Raw genomic sequence first — 15,882 nt, 5'->3', positions numbered from 1 at the left:
TGGATTAGAGTGTTATTAGTGTGTTACTGATTAGGTAAGTATTGTTAACTAAATTTAATTATTTGCACATATAGATTTAGTTTTACTTTTTAATAAATTTTGAGATATCTTAATAAATCGTTGATTTACAGCTTTTTAAAATAGGACATGACTGTGACCGCTTTAAAATATATCGCGCATTATCCCGCTCATATACAAGACCAAGTTAAACAGCTTGTTGAGCAAAATAAGCTTGGCGCGTACCTACAACAAAAATATCCGGATACCCACCAGATTCAAAATGACAAAGCGCTATATCAGTATGTGACTGAGATTAAAAATCAAAACATGCGTAAAGTAGGGCAGCTGTCCCAAGTGAGTTATAACAGCAAGCTGAGTGTGCTCAAAAATGCGCTTGGCATTCATACCCATCAATCGAGGGTACAGGGGAGTAAGCTTAAGGCACATAACAGTATTACTGTGGCCAGTCTATTTAGAGAGGCTCCGCCAGAGTTTCTACGGATGATTGTGGTGCATGAGTTGGCACACTTTAAGGAAAGCGATCACAATAAAGCCTTTTATCAGCTGTGTTGTCATATGCAGCCTGATTATCATCAGGTTGAGCTGGACACTAGACTTTGGCTATTGTGGCGGGATTTGGAGAGTAAGAAGTGAAGGATAGTATAAGCTAATAGGAGAGTTACCATGAAATATGTATATCGAATTCTGAGCACGTTAGTAGGCATTGGCATCGCCATATTGATGACTCGTATGTTTAATATCCCAACTCAGTGGCAACTAGTGGTATGGCTAATAATGATAGTTATAAGCAATTATATCTCAGAGCAGATTTATAAGAAAAGTGTTGGGTAGGCTGTGGGTAAAATATAGTCAAAAAAGATTGTAGTTTTACCTTACGGTAGGCAAGTAATATTAGTCAATACAAATAACCTGTTTAGAATAATTAGACAATAAAAAACGCAGGTTCTACCTGCGTAAAACTTGCGTTATTTTTGAGTCAATTAGAAGCAGCAGGTTTAAAATATTTCTGAAGCTAGCTATAGTAGGAGGTTGCTTATAAACTGGGCTGAAAAGACAGGCTATCCCCTAATGATAAACCCTTTCCTACGTGTTTAAGTGGCGAGCTAACTTGATATGACTCTAGCGCATATAATGTGCTGTCACCGACGTACTACCGATTTGATGCTGGCGAATCATGAAGCCTGCAACGGCTGGACTGACGTCCGCTGGAAGCTCGATACTGGCAACATCCAAGGCATGAATGGTTAACGCATAACGATGTGGATTATCACCCGCAGGCGGACACGCTCCACCAAACCCTTTTATGCCATAATCATTGCGGACTTGCGACGCACCCACTGGCAAATTCTTATTGCTCAGATTGCCTGCATCAAGATTTAAATGAGTCACATGGTTTGGGATATTGAGCACCGTCCAATGCCAAAACCCTGACCCTGTTGGCGCATCGGGATCATATAAACTCACTGCAAAGCTTTTGGTATCTTCTGGAGCATTGTGCCAATAAAGGGCAGGGGATAAGTTGCCACCGTCACACCCAAACCCGTTAAACACTTGGTTGTCGGTGAGTTTTTTGCCTTGGATAAAGCTTTCACTATTTACGGTAAACGTTTCAGCAAAACTGGGTTGCATGGCGACCGTAGATAACATTAACGCACATAAAACTTTGGTCTTCATAGGTTAAGTCCTTAAAAAATAAATAGGGTCAGTATTGACTACTGACCCTATGTATTCTATAGGAGCTCACTTCAGTTCATTCGCCATATTGCCTCAATGTTTATGCCCAACGCATCAATTTAAAAATATTAGCAACCTTTAACAAATAGCAGAGGGCAATGCATCAAAATGTTTATAAAACGCCTGACTAAATCGGCTATGTGATTGATAGCCACACGCATAAGCGACTTCTCCAACTGATAGCTGGTTTTGTAACAGTAAACTCATGGCTTGTTCTAGACGCAAAGTACGTATTAATTGACTAAAATTAGTGCCTTCTGCTTTAAGCTTACGGTCTAGTGTGCTTTCACTTATATTGAGCGTTTTACTCACTTCACTTTTTTTCCACGTCTTATGCAACTGGCTACCAACAAGTCGAAAAACCTTATCGCTCATGGTCATAGTGCTACCGACCTTAAATTGATAGCCTAAACTTGCAAGCAGTAAGCATAGCTCATCTAAACGATGCCGATAAATCAGCGAATCTATAGCCCCATCCGCTCTATTAAACGTTTCAATACTAGTTACGGTACGCTTAAAGGTTTCACTAAGCACTGCTTTGGCTTTTATGTCTATATCTGTAGTCACAGAGGTGATTGCTAAAGTATCAGGCTTGTAAGGCATGGTTTTAATAGCTGATAAATCATGTTGATAACGAGTAGTAAAGGACTCAAGATAGTCAGCAGATAAGTCGATTACGGTTGCTTGATACGGCGCACCTGCTGGAGGCTCGTTGATGATATCTACCGTGCTACCTTGGTGTAGCATTAGTAAGCTATGAGTGTTAAAAGTCAAACGGCTTGACTCATTTTGTAACAAATACTTGGTACCAGAGGTGATTAAGCACAGCATATTATCGCGTAGGGTCAGCTCACGCACCCGAACTTCGTTGCGAGATTTTAGGTGTAATACGGCTGGGGGTGGATTTAGCATAGGGATACTTATTAAACATTGATAAAGTAGTAGGTATTGGAGGCATACTACTATGATTTCTTAACCATCCAACCTTTTTATAGTAGGACTATCCTCAAGAGTGGCTCGCATCTGCTCAGCCTGTTGCTTTAATATCTTATAGCGCTCGCTCATAACAATACCTTGCTGAATTAAAGTCGAGTTGAGCATCTCCATATTGGCAATGATGGCGTTATCTAAATGAGAGGCATAATCACGCTGATTTCCCGTTTTATCAGGATTCTCTTTTTTCCATGTAGCAGCCGTTTGCCCATAAACAATAACGTTTAGCATATCCGCTTCAGAAGTATAATGCTTCCAATGCTCTTTCTCGTTAATGCCAAGTAATAGGTTTTGCTGAATGGCATCAGTATGCAATCGATAATTAATCTTCGCCAACTCTCGGTTTGCTTGCCACTCAACAGACTGACGTCCTGCTTCCTCTTCTTTTAGGCGTTGAAACTCTTTAATTAAGTATAGTTTGAACTCGGGGCTTAGCCATGCACCAAATTCAAAAGCGATATCTCTATGAGCGTACGTGCCACCGTAACGTCCCGCTTTAGACTTAATGCCAATAGCATTGGTCTTCTCGACCCAACGCTTACCTGACAAAGAAAAACGGTTTAGCCCAGCTTGATTTTTAATTCCCTCGAATTCGGGGGAATTAAAATTAGGGTTATTAATACGCTCCCAAGTGCCTAAAAACTCAATCGTATTTTTATTCCTAAGCCATGCCTCTATTAATGATAAGCCACCTTCAAACCCTTTAACCATATCTGTTAGGCTTAAAAAATCCTCTTCCTCAATCCGTGAGACAGTGATAGGGATGTCGTTAACCGTTATTTTTCTATTATGCTTACTCACAGACTTACTCCTTTAAGACGAAAGATTTACCATTAAAATGACAGTGCTAGCTCAAAATCTACCCCTCAACATCCCCTAAAAAGTCTGGCATATCCGCTGCCGTCTTCTCAAGCTTTTTGAGTTTCTTTTTGCCCAGACCACCCAGTACTTCAACCGCATGACGTAGGCGCGCCATAGTCATATCAGCGCCAATCACAAACATAGAGTTCATCACAGGCGTGGATGAGGTACTACCAGCGATAGCGATAAAGAATGGCGCCATCATATCGCGCAGTTTGATATCTAGCGCAGCGCTCAAGCCTTTAAGCGTCTTAAAGATATTGTCTTCTGTCCACTCTGGCAACGTCTCAAGCTTCCACGTTGCGATTTGCAAGATTTCGATAATTTGCTCAGGCGTTAGCGTTTTGTGCTCGAAATCTTCGGCTTTAATCTCTGGTAGGTTCTGGAAGTAGAAGCCGCCCCAGTTTACCGCATCCGATAGCAGGTGAATACGTGGCTGAATCGCTGCCGCAATGGCGGTTAATTTATCTGAATCACTGGCCCATACTAGGATTTTATCTCGAAGCTCTTCAGGTGATAAAGCACGTAGCCATTCACCGTTTAACCAGTTCAATTTTTCCACATCAAAGATAGGGCCACCAAGCGATACACGAGTGATGTCAAAGCTGTCAATCATCTCATCTAAGGTGAAGATTTCTTTATCATCAGGCATTGAATAACCCATACGGCCCAGATAGTTCAGTAGTGCTTCTGGCAACACGCCCGCATCACGGTAGTAGGTGATAGAGGTTGGGTTTTTACGCTTAGACAGTTTTGATTTATCTGGGTTACGCAGCAATGGCATGTGGCACAGTACAGGCATCTCCCAACCAAAATAGTCATACAACAGCTGATGCTTCGGCGCTGAGTTTAGCCACTCTTCACCGCGAATCACGTGGGTAATTTCCATTAAATGGTCATCAACCACGTTGGCCAAATGATAAGTTGGCAGGCCGTCAGTTTTAAGCAGTACTTGCATGTCGACTTGTTCCCAAGGAATCTCGACTTCGCCGCGCAGCATATCTTGCACCTTACACACGCCCTCGCTAGGTACTTTCATGCGAATGACGAAGGGTTTGCCCTCAGCGGCTAATTTGTCTGATTCTTCACGTGGGAAGTCAGCATAACGCCCATCATAATGTGGGTTTTCGCCACGTGCAATTTGCTCTTTACGCATCTCATCAAGCTCTTCTGGGGTGCAGAAGCAGCGGAAGGCGTGACCTTTGTCTAATAATTCTTGGGCATGTTTTTTATAAATATCACTGCGCTCACTTTGACGGTATGGCGCGTGCGGACCACCATTGTCTGGACCTTCCGCCCAATCCAAACCAACCCAGCGCAGCGCATCAAGGATCATTTTTTCTGATTGATCGGTCGAGCGGCTTTGGTCAGTATCTTCGATACGTAGGATAAATTCGCCACCATTTGCTTTGGCAAATGCTAAGTTAAATAGAGCAATATACGCCGTGCCAACATGAGGGAAGCCGGTAGGTGAGGGGGCAATACGGGTACGAACAGGGCGATTAACAGAGGTCTGTGTCATGGTTATCTCTTAGGTTTGTGAAATTGAAGATAGTAAAATAATCAGTAATAAAACAGTGTAAAAATAATAATGCAAAAGGGGTAGTAATATTTGACGGTTATTATAACAGGTTTGATTTGGTGCTTATAATGCGTAATGCTCTTGAGTGTCGTCGTCTTATATGGATGCTTGAAATGACCGTCTTAAACTGTCTCTTTAATAAGAGGGTCATACCGATTTTAAAGACCTATAAAAAAGAGGATGAAACTGGTCATACATTTTGTTTGGTTAACTTATCTTGCTTTTCTTGACAAGCGGCTATAGCTTGCGATAATGGAGGGGTTTAATCTACCTTTTTGCTGTTTATTTTTAAGGGATCAACTTTACTGTGACCGACGCCCAAAACCCCGCCTCAAAACCTTCTACTCAATCAAATCCACCTCAAGCCGAGACTGCTTCCTCAGAATTTAGTCATGAGACAGTGCTATTGTTTGAAACCGTGGCTGCGGTACTCGGTGAGAAGTCGCTGAGCGATGATACGCCGAAGCACTTTGGCATCTATGTCGATGCGACATTTGGCCGTGGCGGGCACAGCAAATTACTGCTCAATTATCTAAGTGATGATGCGACGCTATTTGTGTTCGATAAAGACCCGGAAGCGATTGCAGTTGCTAATGATTTAGCCGCACAAGACAGCCGCGTGGTGGTGGTTCACGAAAGCTTCGCTGATATTACCAAATGCCTAAAGGCGCATGGTGTCACTCAAGTCGACGGTATTATGGCTGATTTGGGCGTATCGTCACCGCAGCTTGATGATGGCAGTCGCGGCTTTAGCTTTATGCGTGACGGCGCCATTGATATGCGTATGGATACCAGCCGCGGTCAGTCGGTTGGTGAATGGCTAGAGACGGTGGACGAGGAAACCTTAGCCAATGTGTTATATGACTTTGGAGAAGAGCGTCACAGCCGCCGTATTGCTCGCGCTATCAAGGGCATGGAGCAATACACCTCGACTCTAGAGCTGGCCGAAGTGATTAAACAGGCGCATCCAAAATGGCAGAAAGGCAAACATCCAGCAACCCAAAGCTTTCAGGCCATGCGTATCTTTATTAATAATGAGCTTGGCGATATTGACAGCTTCTTAGAGCAAAGCTTGCCGTTACTGGCCTCTCATGGTCAGCTTGCCGTGATTAGCTTCCATTCATTAGAGGATCGCCGTATTAAGCAGTTCTTGCAGCGTCACAGTCGTGGTCAATATCCAGAAGATCAAAATCTGCCGATGCCACCACTGCGTCCGCGTTATTTTAGTAAGCCGCAGCGTATTGCACCAAGTAAGGCAGAAGTCGGTGGTAATAATCGTTCACGAAGTGCGTGGTTAAGAGTAGCCACACGCAGCGATACCCCATATAATACAGAGATGTCTTCATAACCCACTTGATTGACTAAAATGATGAGTCATCTGCTTATTGACTCACACCGTTATCTTCATTTTATTTTTATTCTACTTAAATTGAGTACAGCCGCTGTTTAAGCATATGCTTGTGCTTACTGCACGTCCAGAGAGTGGTATGATTAAGACAGCACAGTCTTCCCTAACAAATAAAACTGCTCTTTCATTGAGTCATTCACAGCGCATAGGTCAACAAATCAGTCACTATATGGCAAATAAACAACCCCCTCGTCAGGATGAATTGGATTCGCACTCGCTAGCAATGGGCGATCTGCTCACAAAACGCTACGGCGGCATAAGCTTTTATGCGGTGTTGATGGCGCTGCTTGCCATCGCGATTATTTGGACCGCCATTCTAAATGCAGAACAGATACAGCAGTATCATGAAGACTATATGGCGCTGCAAAAGATGAAAGTAGAGCACCGTAATCTACAAATTGAGAATCAGCGTTTGGTGATTGAACAGCAGACCTTTAGTGCCACGCCGCAAATTGCGAATCGCGCGGTAACTCAATTGGGTATGTATTCTCCGACTACCAAAGATAAGCTGATTTTGCAGCCAATGTCTACCAAGCCGGGTGATCATCTAAACATCGACGAAGGCAGTCAGCCACAACAGCAGACACAAGCTGGAGCGCAAGCCACGACCGAGCAAGGAGGCGTAGATGACTAAGAAGCCTTCTACCAAGAATACGGCGAGCAGTCGTAAGTCCACCGCCAAAAAGGGCGCTAACAAACCTTTACATGGCAAGGTGACTGAGCCATTAAACAAAAAAACGACCAAATCAACCAAGAAGTCGACCACAAAGCCATCAGCGGCCAAAAAGAGTGCAAACAAAAGCGCACTTAGTAAACTGACGTTCTGGAAAAAAGAAGACGACAATAATGGCGTCTATACCAGTGTTAAACAGCGCGGTGCATGGGGCTTTGGGCCAAAAGGCGGGGCGTTAACCCGTGGCGGCGTTGAAAACGATCTCATTCGCTTTAAGATTATGTGGGGGCTGGCGCTATTTTTATTGTTAGGGCTGGTGATTCGTGCCATTGATTTGCAAGTTGTTAACTCAAATGTCTATATTGAAAAAGGCAACGAGATTATCACCAGTGAGCGCACGCAGCGCGCGTACCGTGGCATGATTACCGACCGTAATAATCAGCCATTGGCAGTGAGTGCACCGCTATCAAGCGTCTCATTTAGCCCTTATGACTATGCACTGGCTTATTATGACCTACAAAAGCGTATTTTAAAAAATAGCGACAATCCAGAGGCCCGCGAGCGTCTGCTTAAAAAGTTAGACGACATGGATTTAACACGTCTGGCCTCTATCTCTGGCGTATCTCTTGAACGCTTGCAGCAAGCTGTAGCGATAGATAACAGCATCGATTTTGAAGATGAAGAGGCGGTTAAAGCCGCTTTGCCAAAAGGGTCTGGCTCGCATTATGTGCCATTATTAAATAAAGTTACCCCTGAGATTGCTGATGCAGTGATGCAGCTCGATTTTATTGGTGTGTATGAAAAACAAGAGTTCCGCCGTTATTACCCGCAGCCGCAGCCGAATGCGCAACTGCTTGGTTTTATGGGCTATAACGCCAATGATCCTAAGAGCAGTTATCAGGGACGTGCCGGTATTGAGCGTCAATATGAAGCGAAACTGGCTGGCGAAGATGGCAAGGTGCGCGTCTTAAAAGACCGTTATCAAAACAGCATCGAAGAGCTTGAGCAAATCAAACCGATTGTACCGGGCGAAGATGTGGCGTTATCGATTGATTCACGCTTGCAGTATTTGCTGTACAAAGAGCTTGAGCGGGTAGGGCGCGTGCAAGAAGCACGCTGGTCGACTGGTATGGTCGTTGATGTGCATACCGGTGAGGTATTGGCATTATCAACATGGCCGTCATTTAACAACAATAATTTAAATGAAATGACCGGTAACAATCAGCGTAACCGTGCGGTGCTCGATGTGTTTGAGCCCGGGTCAGTAATGAAGCCATTTACGGTAGCGGCCGCATTAGAGTCGGGTAAATATACTGAGCGCTCGTTGATTAATACTAGTCCAGGTTCGATTCGCGTCAAAGGCTATACCATTCGTGACCATAATAACTTGGGCTCGATTACGATGGGCACCTTGATTCAAAAATCGAGTAACGTGGCCTCTACCAAGATTGCGCTGTCATTACCGCCTGATGCGATTACCAATATGCAAAAGAGCTTCGGCTTTGGTAAAAAAACCGCGTTGCAGCTCCCAGGTGAGCAAGCCGGTATTATCCCAACACCTAAAGAAAACGAAACCTCACGCCGTGCTACCGTCAGTTATGGTTATGGTCTACAGGTCACCTTAGCACAAATCGCTCAAGCGTATTCAGCGCTTGGTGCAGGTGGTGTGCTGCATCCGCTCACGCTTATTAAGCAAGAAGAAAAAGTGCCAGGTCAGCGCATTATTAGTGAAGACAAGGCGATGGCAGTGGTTAAAATGATGGAAGCCGTGACTCAGCCAGGTGGTACAGCGACAGCGGCCGCCATTGATGGCTACCGTGTGGCAGGTAAAACAGGAACATCACGCCGTGTGAACCCAAATGGTGGCTATTATACTGATCAATATCGTACCGTGTTTGCAGGTATGGCGCCGGCATCTAACCCGCGTTTGGTCTCGGTTATTTTAGTCGAAGACCCTCGCAAAGCACATTACGCTGGTATCGTGGCAGCACCTGTATTCCACAATGTGATGCAAGAAGCGCTGCGTCTGTATAATGTGCCACTAGACAAGCCGTTAAAATCAGAATAGGGCAATTAGATGACAGTACATAGCCAACACAACGACACTAACGCTGACGCAGAATCAAAGGCATTGACTCTGCGTCAGTTGTTAAGCACCACATCAAACGTGTTCTCTAATCAAACGCCTTTGCAGCAGCTGCAAGCAGAGGCGACTTCAAAGCAAACCGTACTAGATACCCCTTTTTCAGCATTCGTTTTAGACAGTCGCCAATTATCCTCATCAGATGCCGCTCAACCAGCGGCTTTTGTGCTATTAAAAAGCCATACTCAGCCTATCCAAAATAGCCAAGCCTATGTCAAGACTGCCTCACAACAGGCGGCTTTTATCTTAAGCGAGATCGATCCACAAGATTTAAAGTATGACGATAGTCTAGACAATGCCTGCCCTCTGCTATTTGTTCCCAACATTCGCGATATTCTAGGCACTTTAATTCAGTTAAGCCTTCTGCCCGTATCGACTTTATCAACCATTCAAAGCAGTGATGATCTATTGGCTCAATTGCCACATATTGTTGCAGTGACAGGGACTAATGGTAAGACCACTATTAGCCAATTAATTGCTCAGCTATGCCAATTATCTAAGCTGCCAGAGCTGCAAAATAGTGCGGTGATGGGCACGGCCGGTAATGGTCGTTTAGATAACTTAATCCAAGCCAGCCATACCACAGGCGATGCGCTTGCGGTGCAGTCGTTTTTACATCAGATGGCCAACGAGGGTGTGGATTTACTGGCATTAGAGGCCAGCTCGCACGGACTTGATCAACAGCGTTTGCAAGGCGTACCGGTACAAGTGGCGGTGTACACTAACTTAAGCCGTGATCATCTGGATTATCATCCTGATATGCAAGATTACGCACGTGCCAAGGCCCGCCTATTTGATAACGTTTATTTTCCTCAATTGACCCATGCGATTATTAATATCGATGATGATTTTGCACCGCTTATGATTGAGACGGCCACTAAATCTGGTCTTCAGGTGTGGGTATATAGCTTAAATTCTGGGTTTAATACAGATGCTTTAAAAGAAAGGGTGGCTCAAATAGATACGATTGATGCGACGTTTATTGCCAAAAATATCAGCCCAAGCTTAGAGGGCGCGACTATTGATATTGAAATAGCAGGAGATAAGGTATCAGGCACTGAAAACTCATCTAGCATGCTAACGGTCAATAGCCCGCTGTTAGGTCGCTTTAACGTTGCTAACTTATTGGCGGCGATTGCTGCAGGTCTGGCATTGGGTATCGATGAGCAACTCATGCCGAAACTGGTTAGCCAGCTGCAAGGCGCAAGTGGGCGCATGCAGCGCGTGGAGTCAGCAAGTAGGGAGCACGGTGTGTTTATTGTTGACTATGCACACACTCCAGATGCGTTAACCCAAGTATTAACCAGTCTTAAACCGCATTGCAGTGGCGACTTATGGGCAGTATTTGGCTGCGGCGGTGACCGTGATAGAGGCAAGCGTCCGTTAATGGCACAAGCAGGCTTAAGCGTCGCCGATAAAGTAATTCTGACCTCAGATAATCCAAGGAGCGAAGACCCTGCGCTGATTTTAGAGGATATGGTCGAGGGCATGACTGACGAGCAGTATGCGAAAACCACCATCATTGCGGACAGACGTGAGGCGATAACCCATGCAGCTGAACACGCAGGAAGAGAAGATATTGTGGTCATTGCAGGTAAAGGTCATGAGACCTATCAAGAAATAAAGGGCGTGCGTTATGACTTCGATGATCGTTTAGTACTGCAAGAGGCGTTGATTAAAAAATATGAGTGTTAAAAGAGAAATAGTTAATTATCTCAGCCTGACACTGACTCTAAATAGCAGACGGTATCAATTTTAGGAACTATAAAAGATGGCAATAGCGGACACCCAAAGTGGCTTATACATTTGGCAGGCGGATAACTTAGTCGCAGCAACGCAAGCAGTTAACGGTCAATGGCATCACCTAGCTGATGGTAGTCAGATTCAAGCAACTCGTATCATTACCGACACGCGTAAAATTGAAGCGGGCGATATCTTCTTAGCCATTGTCGGTGACAAGTTTGATGGTCATCAGTTTGTAGAAGCTGCGGTAGAGAAGGGCGCAGTTGCGGCTATTGTCAGCACCGTTAACGGCAAGGTTAATGTGCCGCAATTACAAGTTGATGATACGCGCTTAGCGTTCGGTCACATTGCCGCCTATCGCCGTCAGCAGCACAGCGATTTAAAAGTGATAGCCATTACGGGCTCTAGTGGTAAGACCACAGTGAAAGAGATGCTACGCAGTATCTTTGTCGCCGTAGAGTCTGAGACGAGTCAAAATGCAGCCAAGGCGGAAGGTCATTCCACACTGATTACCCGTGGTAATTTAAACAATGACTTTGGCGTACCCATGATGCTGCTAGAGTTAGAAAATCAGCATCAATACGCAGTACTTGAATTAGGTGCTAACCATGTCGGTGAGATTGAATATACCTCAGCGATGGTTAAGCCAGATGTGGCTTGTATCTTAAACATAGGTACTGCGCATTTGGGTGAGTTCGGTGGTCGAGATAACATTGCTAAGACCAAAGCAGAGATTTATCAGTCGTTAACAAAAGCAGGAACTGCCGTGGTGCCGGCAGATGATGATTATAGTAGCCAGCTAACTGCGACAGCACTGCAATATAGCGATAAGGTGCTACGCTTTGGTTGGCAGGCTGGCACGCCAAGCAAGGCAGATATTTATGCCACGGATGTGTATACTACGGCGTTACAAAGCCAGTTCATTTTACATTTGCCTACGGTTGGTTATAATGCGTCAGCCGATTTGGACGCAGTGTCGGTAGAGGTAACGCTGCCTATGGCCGGTCAGCACAATGTCAGCAATGCGTTAGCGGCAGCTGCTTGTGCTTATGCTTTGGGTGTTAGCCCGCAAGTTATTGCACAAGGTCTGGGACAAGCGCAGTCTAGCAAAGGCCGCTTAGGTCGTCAGACTTTGGGTCAACATCATATTATCGATGACACCTATAATGCCAATCCAAATTCAATGCGTGCGGCAGCGGATGTGCTTGCTGCTCAAGCGGGCACTAAGATTTTAGTGTTGGGTGATATTGGCGAGTTGGGCGATGCATCGATTGATGAGCATACCAAGCTAGGTGCTGCTATTGCTGATAAAGAGATTGACTTATTGCTGAGTGTGGGCGAATTTGCCCCACATACGATATCTGGCGCGACCAGTCAGGGTATGAAGTCTGCGTATGCTTTTGCAACCAAAGCTGAGCTGTTGGCCAAGCTTGAGGTTATATTGGTAGAGAAGAGCGCACAAAATCAAATGTGCACTTTGCTGTTTAAAGGCTCGCGCAGTGCCACAATGGAAACCCTTATCGAGGATTTGACCAAACAATCAGCGGCTTATCAATAACGATTAAGTCAGCCAATGATTGCTAACTTGATAACGTCGGCATGTTTTTTTTGGTATAAACTTCTAGCCACGCTGTTCTTAGAATGGTGTTTTTGCGATAGTTTTACGATTAATTGTAATGATTAAATGGTTGTCACTGTGCTGAGCATTATTAAGTGCCGCAAGCTGGCAGGTATTTGCCCTATATTGACCTACAAAATTTTAAGTAAATAAATGAGGAGTAAGCGGTGCTATATTGGTTATTTGACAGTGTGTTGAGTCAATTCTATTCACCGTTCTCGGCGGTTTCATCATTAACCTTGCGTGCCTTGTTGGCCGTTATTACTTCTCTTGCTTTTAGTATCATGTTGGGTCCTCGCACTATTGCTTATCTGCGTAGCGTCAAATATGACCAAGCGGTACGTGATGATGGTCCCAAAAGCCACTTAGCCAAAACCGGTACACCGACCATGGGCGGGGTGCTTATTTTGACCTCCATCGGTTTTGCTACCTTATGTTGGGCGAATTTAACCAACCCGTACATCTGGATTTTGATGGTGGTCATGGTTATATTTGGCGGTGTGGGCTGGGCAGATGACTGGCTGAAAATCAAGTATAAAAACCCTAAAGGTTTGATTGCTCGAAAAAAGTATTTTTGGTTATCACTGGGTGCGTTGTTTGTGGGTGGTTCGCTTTATTATATCGCTTCGCAGCAGCCAGACATTGCCACTACACGCGCTATGCAAGATTTGCTATTACCGGTCTTCAAAGACTGGATTATTCCTTTCTCCGTTGCCCCTCTTGGTCTTGCCTTTATTATCTTTACCTATTTTGTGATTAATGGTTCATCGAATGCGGTGAACTTGACCGATGGTTTAGACGGCTTGGCTATTTTGCCAGTGGTGTTTGTGGCAGCTGGGCTCGGTGCCTTTGCTTATGTCTCTGGGGATGTACGTTTCGCTGAATATTTGCATGTGCCTTATATCTCTTATAACTCTGAGGTGACTATTGTCTGTGCAGCAATGATTGGTTCTGGTTTGGGCTTTTTGTGGTACAACGCACATCCAGCACAAGTGTTTATGGGCGATGTGGGCGCGTTGGCCTTGGGCGCTATGCTCGGTACAATCGCAGTGATGACCCGCCAAGAAATTGCGTTTGCGATTATGGGCGGTTTGTTTGTGGCAGAAGCGGTATCAGTAATGCTACAGGTCGGTTCATACAAGCTGCGTAAAAAGCGTATTTTCTTAATGGCACCGCTACATCACCATTTCGAGGAGCTTGGCTGGAAAGAGACTCAAGTGGTGGTGCGTTTCTGGATTATTGCTATCTTGTTAGTAGTATTAGGCTTGATGACATTGAAACTAAGATAAACAAAGTAATCAAGGTGAACTGTTTTGCTTATGAATTCTGTTGAAAAAAATCCAATTGATCGTAATCACATTGGGCCGATAACCAAGCAGCAGGCACGTGCTTATAATCTCTTGCTAACCCGTTTGAGCAATTTATTGATTAAATTAACGGTCAAGTCAGAGACGGATACTCAAGACAGTAAAAGCCGACAAGCGATTGAATGTTGGCAGGTATTCTTAAATGATTTAACGGATGTTGTGTTGCCTGAATTTTATGTGGTGTTTCATGATGAGACGACAGATATTAAGCAGCGCCGCCGCCTATATGATATTACTCAAGCCATATCTTTTACCTTTTCTTATTATGATAGTACTGGTTTTTTGCCTTATTTAGAACAAGACAACCAAGACAGAATCATGAAGCAAGTAATAGAAAATAAACCGCTGTTTATTGATGAAGAACAAGATTCTTATATTACCGGTAAAGGCCCTCATGCCAGTGTTGCCTATGAATTACTTCAAATAGCCGAATATGTAGAGGTTAATGGTCAATCGTATATTGATTATTTTATACCTTATTATAATTTACTGATTGTCGAGAGCAATCTTCGAGTATGCCTACTTAACAGTAGTGTACAAGGTATCAAACAGCAGCTAAAAGGGTGGCAAAAAAAGCGTCTATTGGCATTTAGTATCCCCTCCTTATCAACTATCGTAAAGTCACCTACCTTAGTCAATGCAGATATTTCACATGCTTTGGCGGATTGGGTGCTACAGGATTATATTGGCAGTAAAATACATCTTGCCAAAACAAATAATAGTGCTGTCAGTGCCGATAACTATGCATTAACAACCACTAATAATTCTTCTTCCCCTAATATGTTATCAGTGACTTGGAAGCGAATAAAAAACTGGTTTATTGGGGGTAATAACCCCAAGACCTCCAATTCTGAGCAAAGCACAAAATCAGTCAAGCCAACAGAGAGTGATGCGTATTTTATGCCGCTGTCCAGTAAGCGCCATGCTGCACACTTATCGATTTTATTAACGGCAAAACCTACTTCGCGGCTCAAGCAACTGATTGAAGCAACCAATGTACTTTATGGCCATCTTGATTACCTAAAGCAAGCCCACCCCTACCTTGCTACCAGTGTGGAAGAGTCTATTAAAGACTTAACTTATAATACGATTTTACGCCTAGATGAGACAGCCAGTCAGTTTGTCAAAGATGGTAAGGTAAGCCCTGATGTTAGAGATTTATTTAAAAAACAGCACGAAGCACGTATTGACCGTCTTATCTCTTTGAATTTGGCACAGGTTAAAGATCTCAATAAGACCATCTTAGAGAAAAAGATGGCCGGCTTTGCGTCTGTGGGAAATGAGCGAGAGCACCAATTTAGACAAACCATTATGGAGCTTAAGATTTTATTGCGCTGGCTGATTGCTCAGCAGCCAGATGAGATGCAAGCGACCAATTATCAAGTGATTTTATCCAATCTTGAAGCCACTACGTTATCGGATATGCAGGCCATCTTCTTTGCAACCCAGACCACGTGTGATCAACGACAAGCACTCCAGCAGCAGTTAGAAAATTTATTAAACCACTTCAAACAGCAAACGGACTTAAACCATATGCAATATGCTGTTGAGGACGAGAGTGAAATGAATTTGTTGTTGAAGTTAACAAGACCCAATACCCGCACTCCCCTTGAGGCAAATAAAGAAAAAGATGTGGGATCAAAGCTCGATAGCGTGAATCGTCAACTCGAAGCGGATAGCTTTATTGAATACAATAAGCATTATATTGACCAGTTATTAAAGCATTGGTCTTAACGCGC

Annotated in this window: 12 protein-coding genes; 8 read left to right on the top strand and 4 right to left on the bottom strand. The window is 44.1% G+C overall.

Going from position 1 to position 15,882, the window contains the following annotated elements:
- The first annotated feature begins 147 nt into the window (after positions 1-147).
- Positions 148-654: a YgjP-like metallopeptidase domain-containing protein gene (locus tag AC2SLO_RS00725; protein ID WP_495637082.1), complete on the top strand. Its 507-nt coding sequence runs from the start codon at positions 148-150 to the stop codon at positions 652-654.
- Positions 655-1,140: 486 nt separating this feature from the next.
- Here AC2SLO_RS00725 and AC2SLO_RS00720 read toward each other — a convergent pair whose 3' ends face one another.
- The 4 genes from AC2SLO_RS00720 to gltX all read right to left on the bottom strand — a co-directional run bounded on the left by AC2SLO_RS00720 (position 1,141) and on the right by gltX (position 5,131).
- Entirely contained in the window at positions 1,141-1,695 is a 555-nt protein-coding gene (locus AC2SLO_RS00720; protein WP_486540027.1) for a YbhB/YbcL family Raf kinase inhibitor-like protein, read from the bottom strand.
- Between the two features lie 138 nt (positions 1,696-1,833).
- Positions 1,834-2,667, bottom strand: coding sequence for a helix-turn-helix transcriptional regulator (locus AC2SLO_RS00715; protein WP_486540029.1), 834 nt, complete (start codon positions 2,665-2,667; stop codon positions 1,834-1,836).
- Positions 2,668-2,727: 60 nt separating this feature from the next.
- On the bottom strand, positions 2,728-3,549 hold the full coding sequence (locus AC2SLO_RS00710) for a KilA-N domain-containing protein (protein ID WP_486540031.1): 822 nt from the start codon (positions 3,547-3,549) through the stop codon (positions 2,728-2,730).
- Positions 3,550-3,607: 58 nt separating this feature from the next.
- Positions 3,608-5,131 carry a glutamate--tRNA ligase gene (gltX, locus tag AC2SLO_RS00705; protein ID WP_486540033.1) on the bottom strand — a complete coding sequence of 508 codons (1,524 nt, stop codon included), beginning with the start codon at positions 5,129-5,131 and terminating at the stop codon, positions 3,608-3,610.
- 367 nt (positions 5,132-5,498) lie between these two features.
- Between gltX and rsmH the strand changes: the two genes are divergently transcribed.
- The 7 genes from rsmH (at position 5,499) to AC2SLO_RS00670 (ending at position 15,877) form a co-directional block, all read left to right on the top strand.
- Entirely contained in the window at positions 5,499-6,539 is a 1,041-nt protein-coding gene (gene rsmH, locus AC2SLO_RS00700; RefSeq protein WP_486540035.1) for a 16S rRNA (cytosine(1402)-N(4))-methyltransferase RsmH, read from the top strand.
- Positions 6,540-6,651: 112 nt separating this feature from the next.
- Positions 6,652-7,233: a cell division protein FtsL gene (gene ftsL / locus AC2SLO_RS00695; protein WP_486540037.1), complete on the top strand. Its 582-nt coding sequence runs from the start codon at positions 6,652-6,654 to the stop codon at positions 7,231-7,233.
- Positions 7,226-9,340 (top strand): peptidoglycan D,D-transpeptidase FtsI family protein, encoded by a 2,115-nt coding sequence (locus AC2SLO_RS00690; protein ID WP_486540039.1) that lies wholly within the window; start codon positions 7,226-7,228, stop codon positions 9,338-9,340. The genes ftsL and AC2SLO_RS00690 overlap by 8 nt, the downstream gene beginning before the upstream one ends.
- 9 nt (positions 9,341-9,349) lie before the next feature.
- Positions 9,350-11,110 (top strand): UDP-N-acetylmuramoyl-L-alanyl-D-glutamate--2,6-diaminopimelate ligase, encoded by a 1,761-nt coding sequence (locus tag AC2SLO_RS00685; RefSeq protein WP_486540041.1) that lies wholly within the window; start codon positions 9,350-9,352, stop codon positions 11,108-11,110.
- Positions 11,111-11,186: 76 nt separating this feature from the next.
- Positions 11,187-12,716 carry a UDP-N-acetylmuramoyl-tripeptide--D-alanyl-D-alanine ligase gene (locus AC2SLO_RS00680; RefSeq protein WP_486540043.1) on the top strand — a complete coding sequence of 510 codons (1,530 nt, stop codon included), beginning with the start codon at positions 11,187-11,189 and terminating at the stop codon, positions 12,714-12,716.
- Positions 12,717-12,943: 227 nt separating this feature from the next.
- Positions 12,944-14,065, top strand: a complete 1,122-nt coding sequence (gene mraY, locus AC2SLO_RS00675) for a phospho-N-acetylmuramoyl-pentapeptide-transferase (RefSeq protein ID WP_486540045.1) — start codon at positions 12,944-12,946, stop codon at positions 14,063-14,065.
- A gap of 30 nt (positions 14,066-14,095) precedes the next feature.
- Positions 14,096-15,877: a hypothetical protein gene (locus AC2SLO_RS00670; RefSeq protein WP_486540047.1), complete on the top strand. Its 1,782-nt coding sequence runs from the start codon at positions 14,096-14,098 to the stop codon at positions 15,875-15,877.
- Positions 15,878-15,882 lie beyond the last annotated feature (5 nt).

Source organism: Psychrobacter sp. CX14, from assembly GCF_057396205.2.
This window is presented reverse-complemented; position numbering and strand designations above follow the sequence as displayed.

Bases quoted from the DNA above. Each gene is read 5' to 3' on its own strand.
- AC2SLO_RS00715 (WP_486540029.1), bottom strand. From the start codon at position 2,667: ATGCTAAATCCACCCCCAGCCGTATTACACCTAAAATCTCGCAACGAA.
- AC2SLO_RS00690 (WP_486540039.1), top strand. From the start codon at position 7,226: ATGACTAAGAAGCCTTCTACCAAGAATACGGCGAGCAGTCGTAAGTCC.
- gltX (WP_486540033.1), bottom strand. From the start codon at position 5,131: ATGACACAGACCTCTGTTAATCGCCCTGTTCGTACCCGTATTGCCCCC.
- AC2SLO_RS00685 (WP_486540041.1), top strand. From the start codon at position 9,350: ATGACAGTACATAGCCAACACAACGACACTAACGCTGACGCAGAATCA.
- AC2SLO_RS00725 (WP_495637082.1), top strand. From the start codon at position 148: ATGACTGTGACCGCTTTAAAATATATCGCGCATTATCCCGCTCATATA.
- AC2SLO_RS00720 (WP_486540027.1), bottom strand. From the start codon at position 1,695: ATGAAGACCAAAGTTTTATGTGCGTTAATGTTATCTACGGTCGCCATG.
- AC2SLO_RS00680 (WP_486540043.1), top strand. From the start codon at position 11,187: ATGGCAATAGCGGACACCCAAAGTGGCTTATACATTTGGCAGGCGGAT.
- AC2SLO_RS00670 (WP_486540047.1), top strand. From the start codon at position 14,096: ATGAATTCTGTTGAAAAAAATCCAATTGATCGTAATCACATTGGGCCG.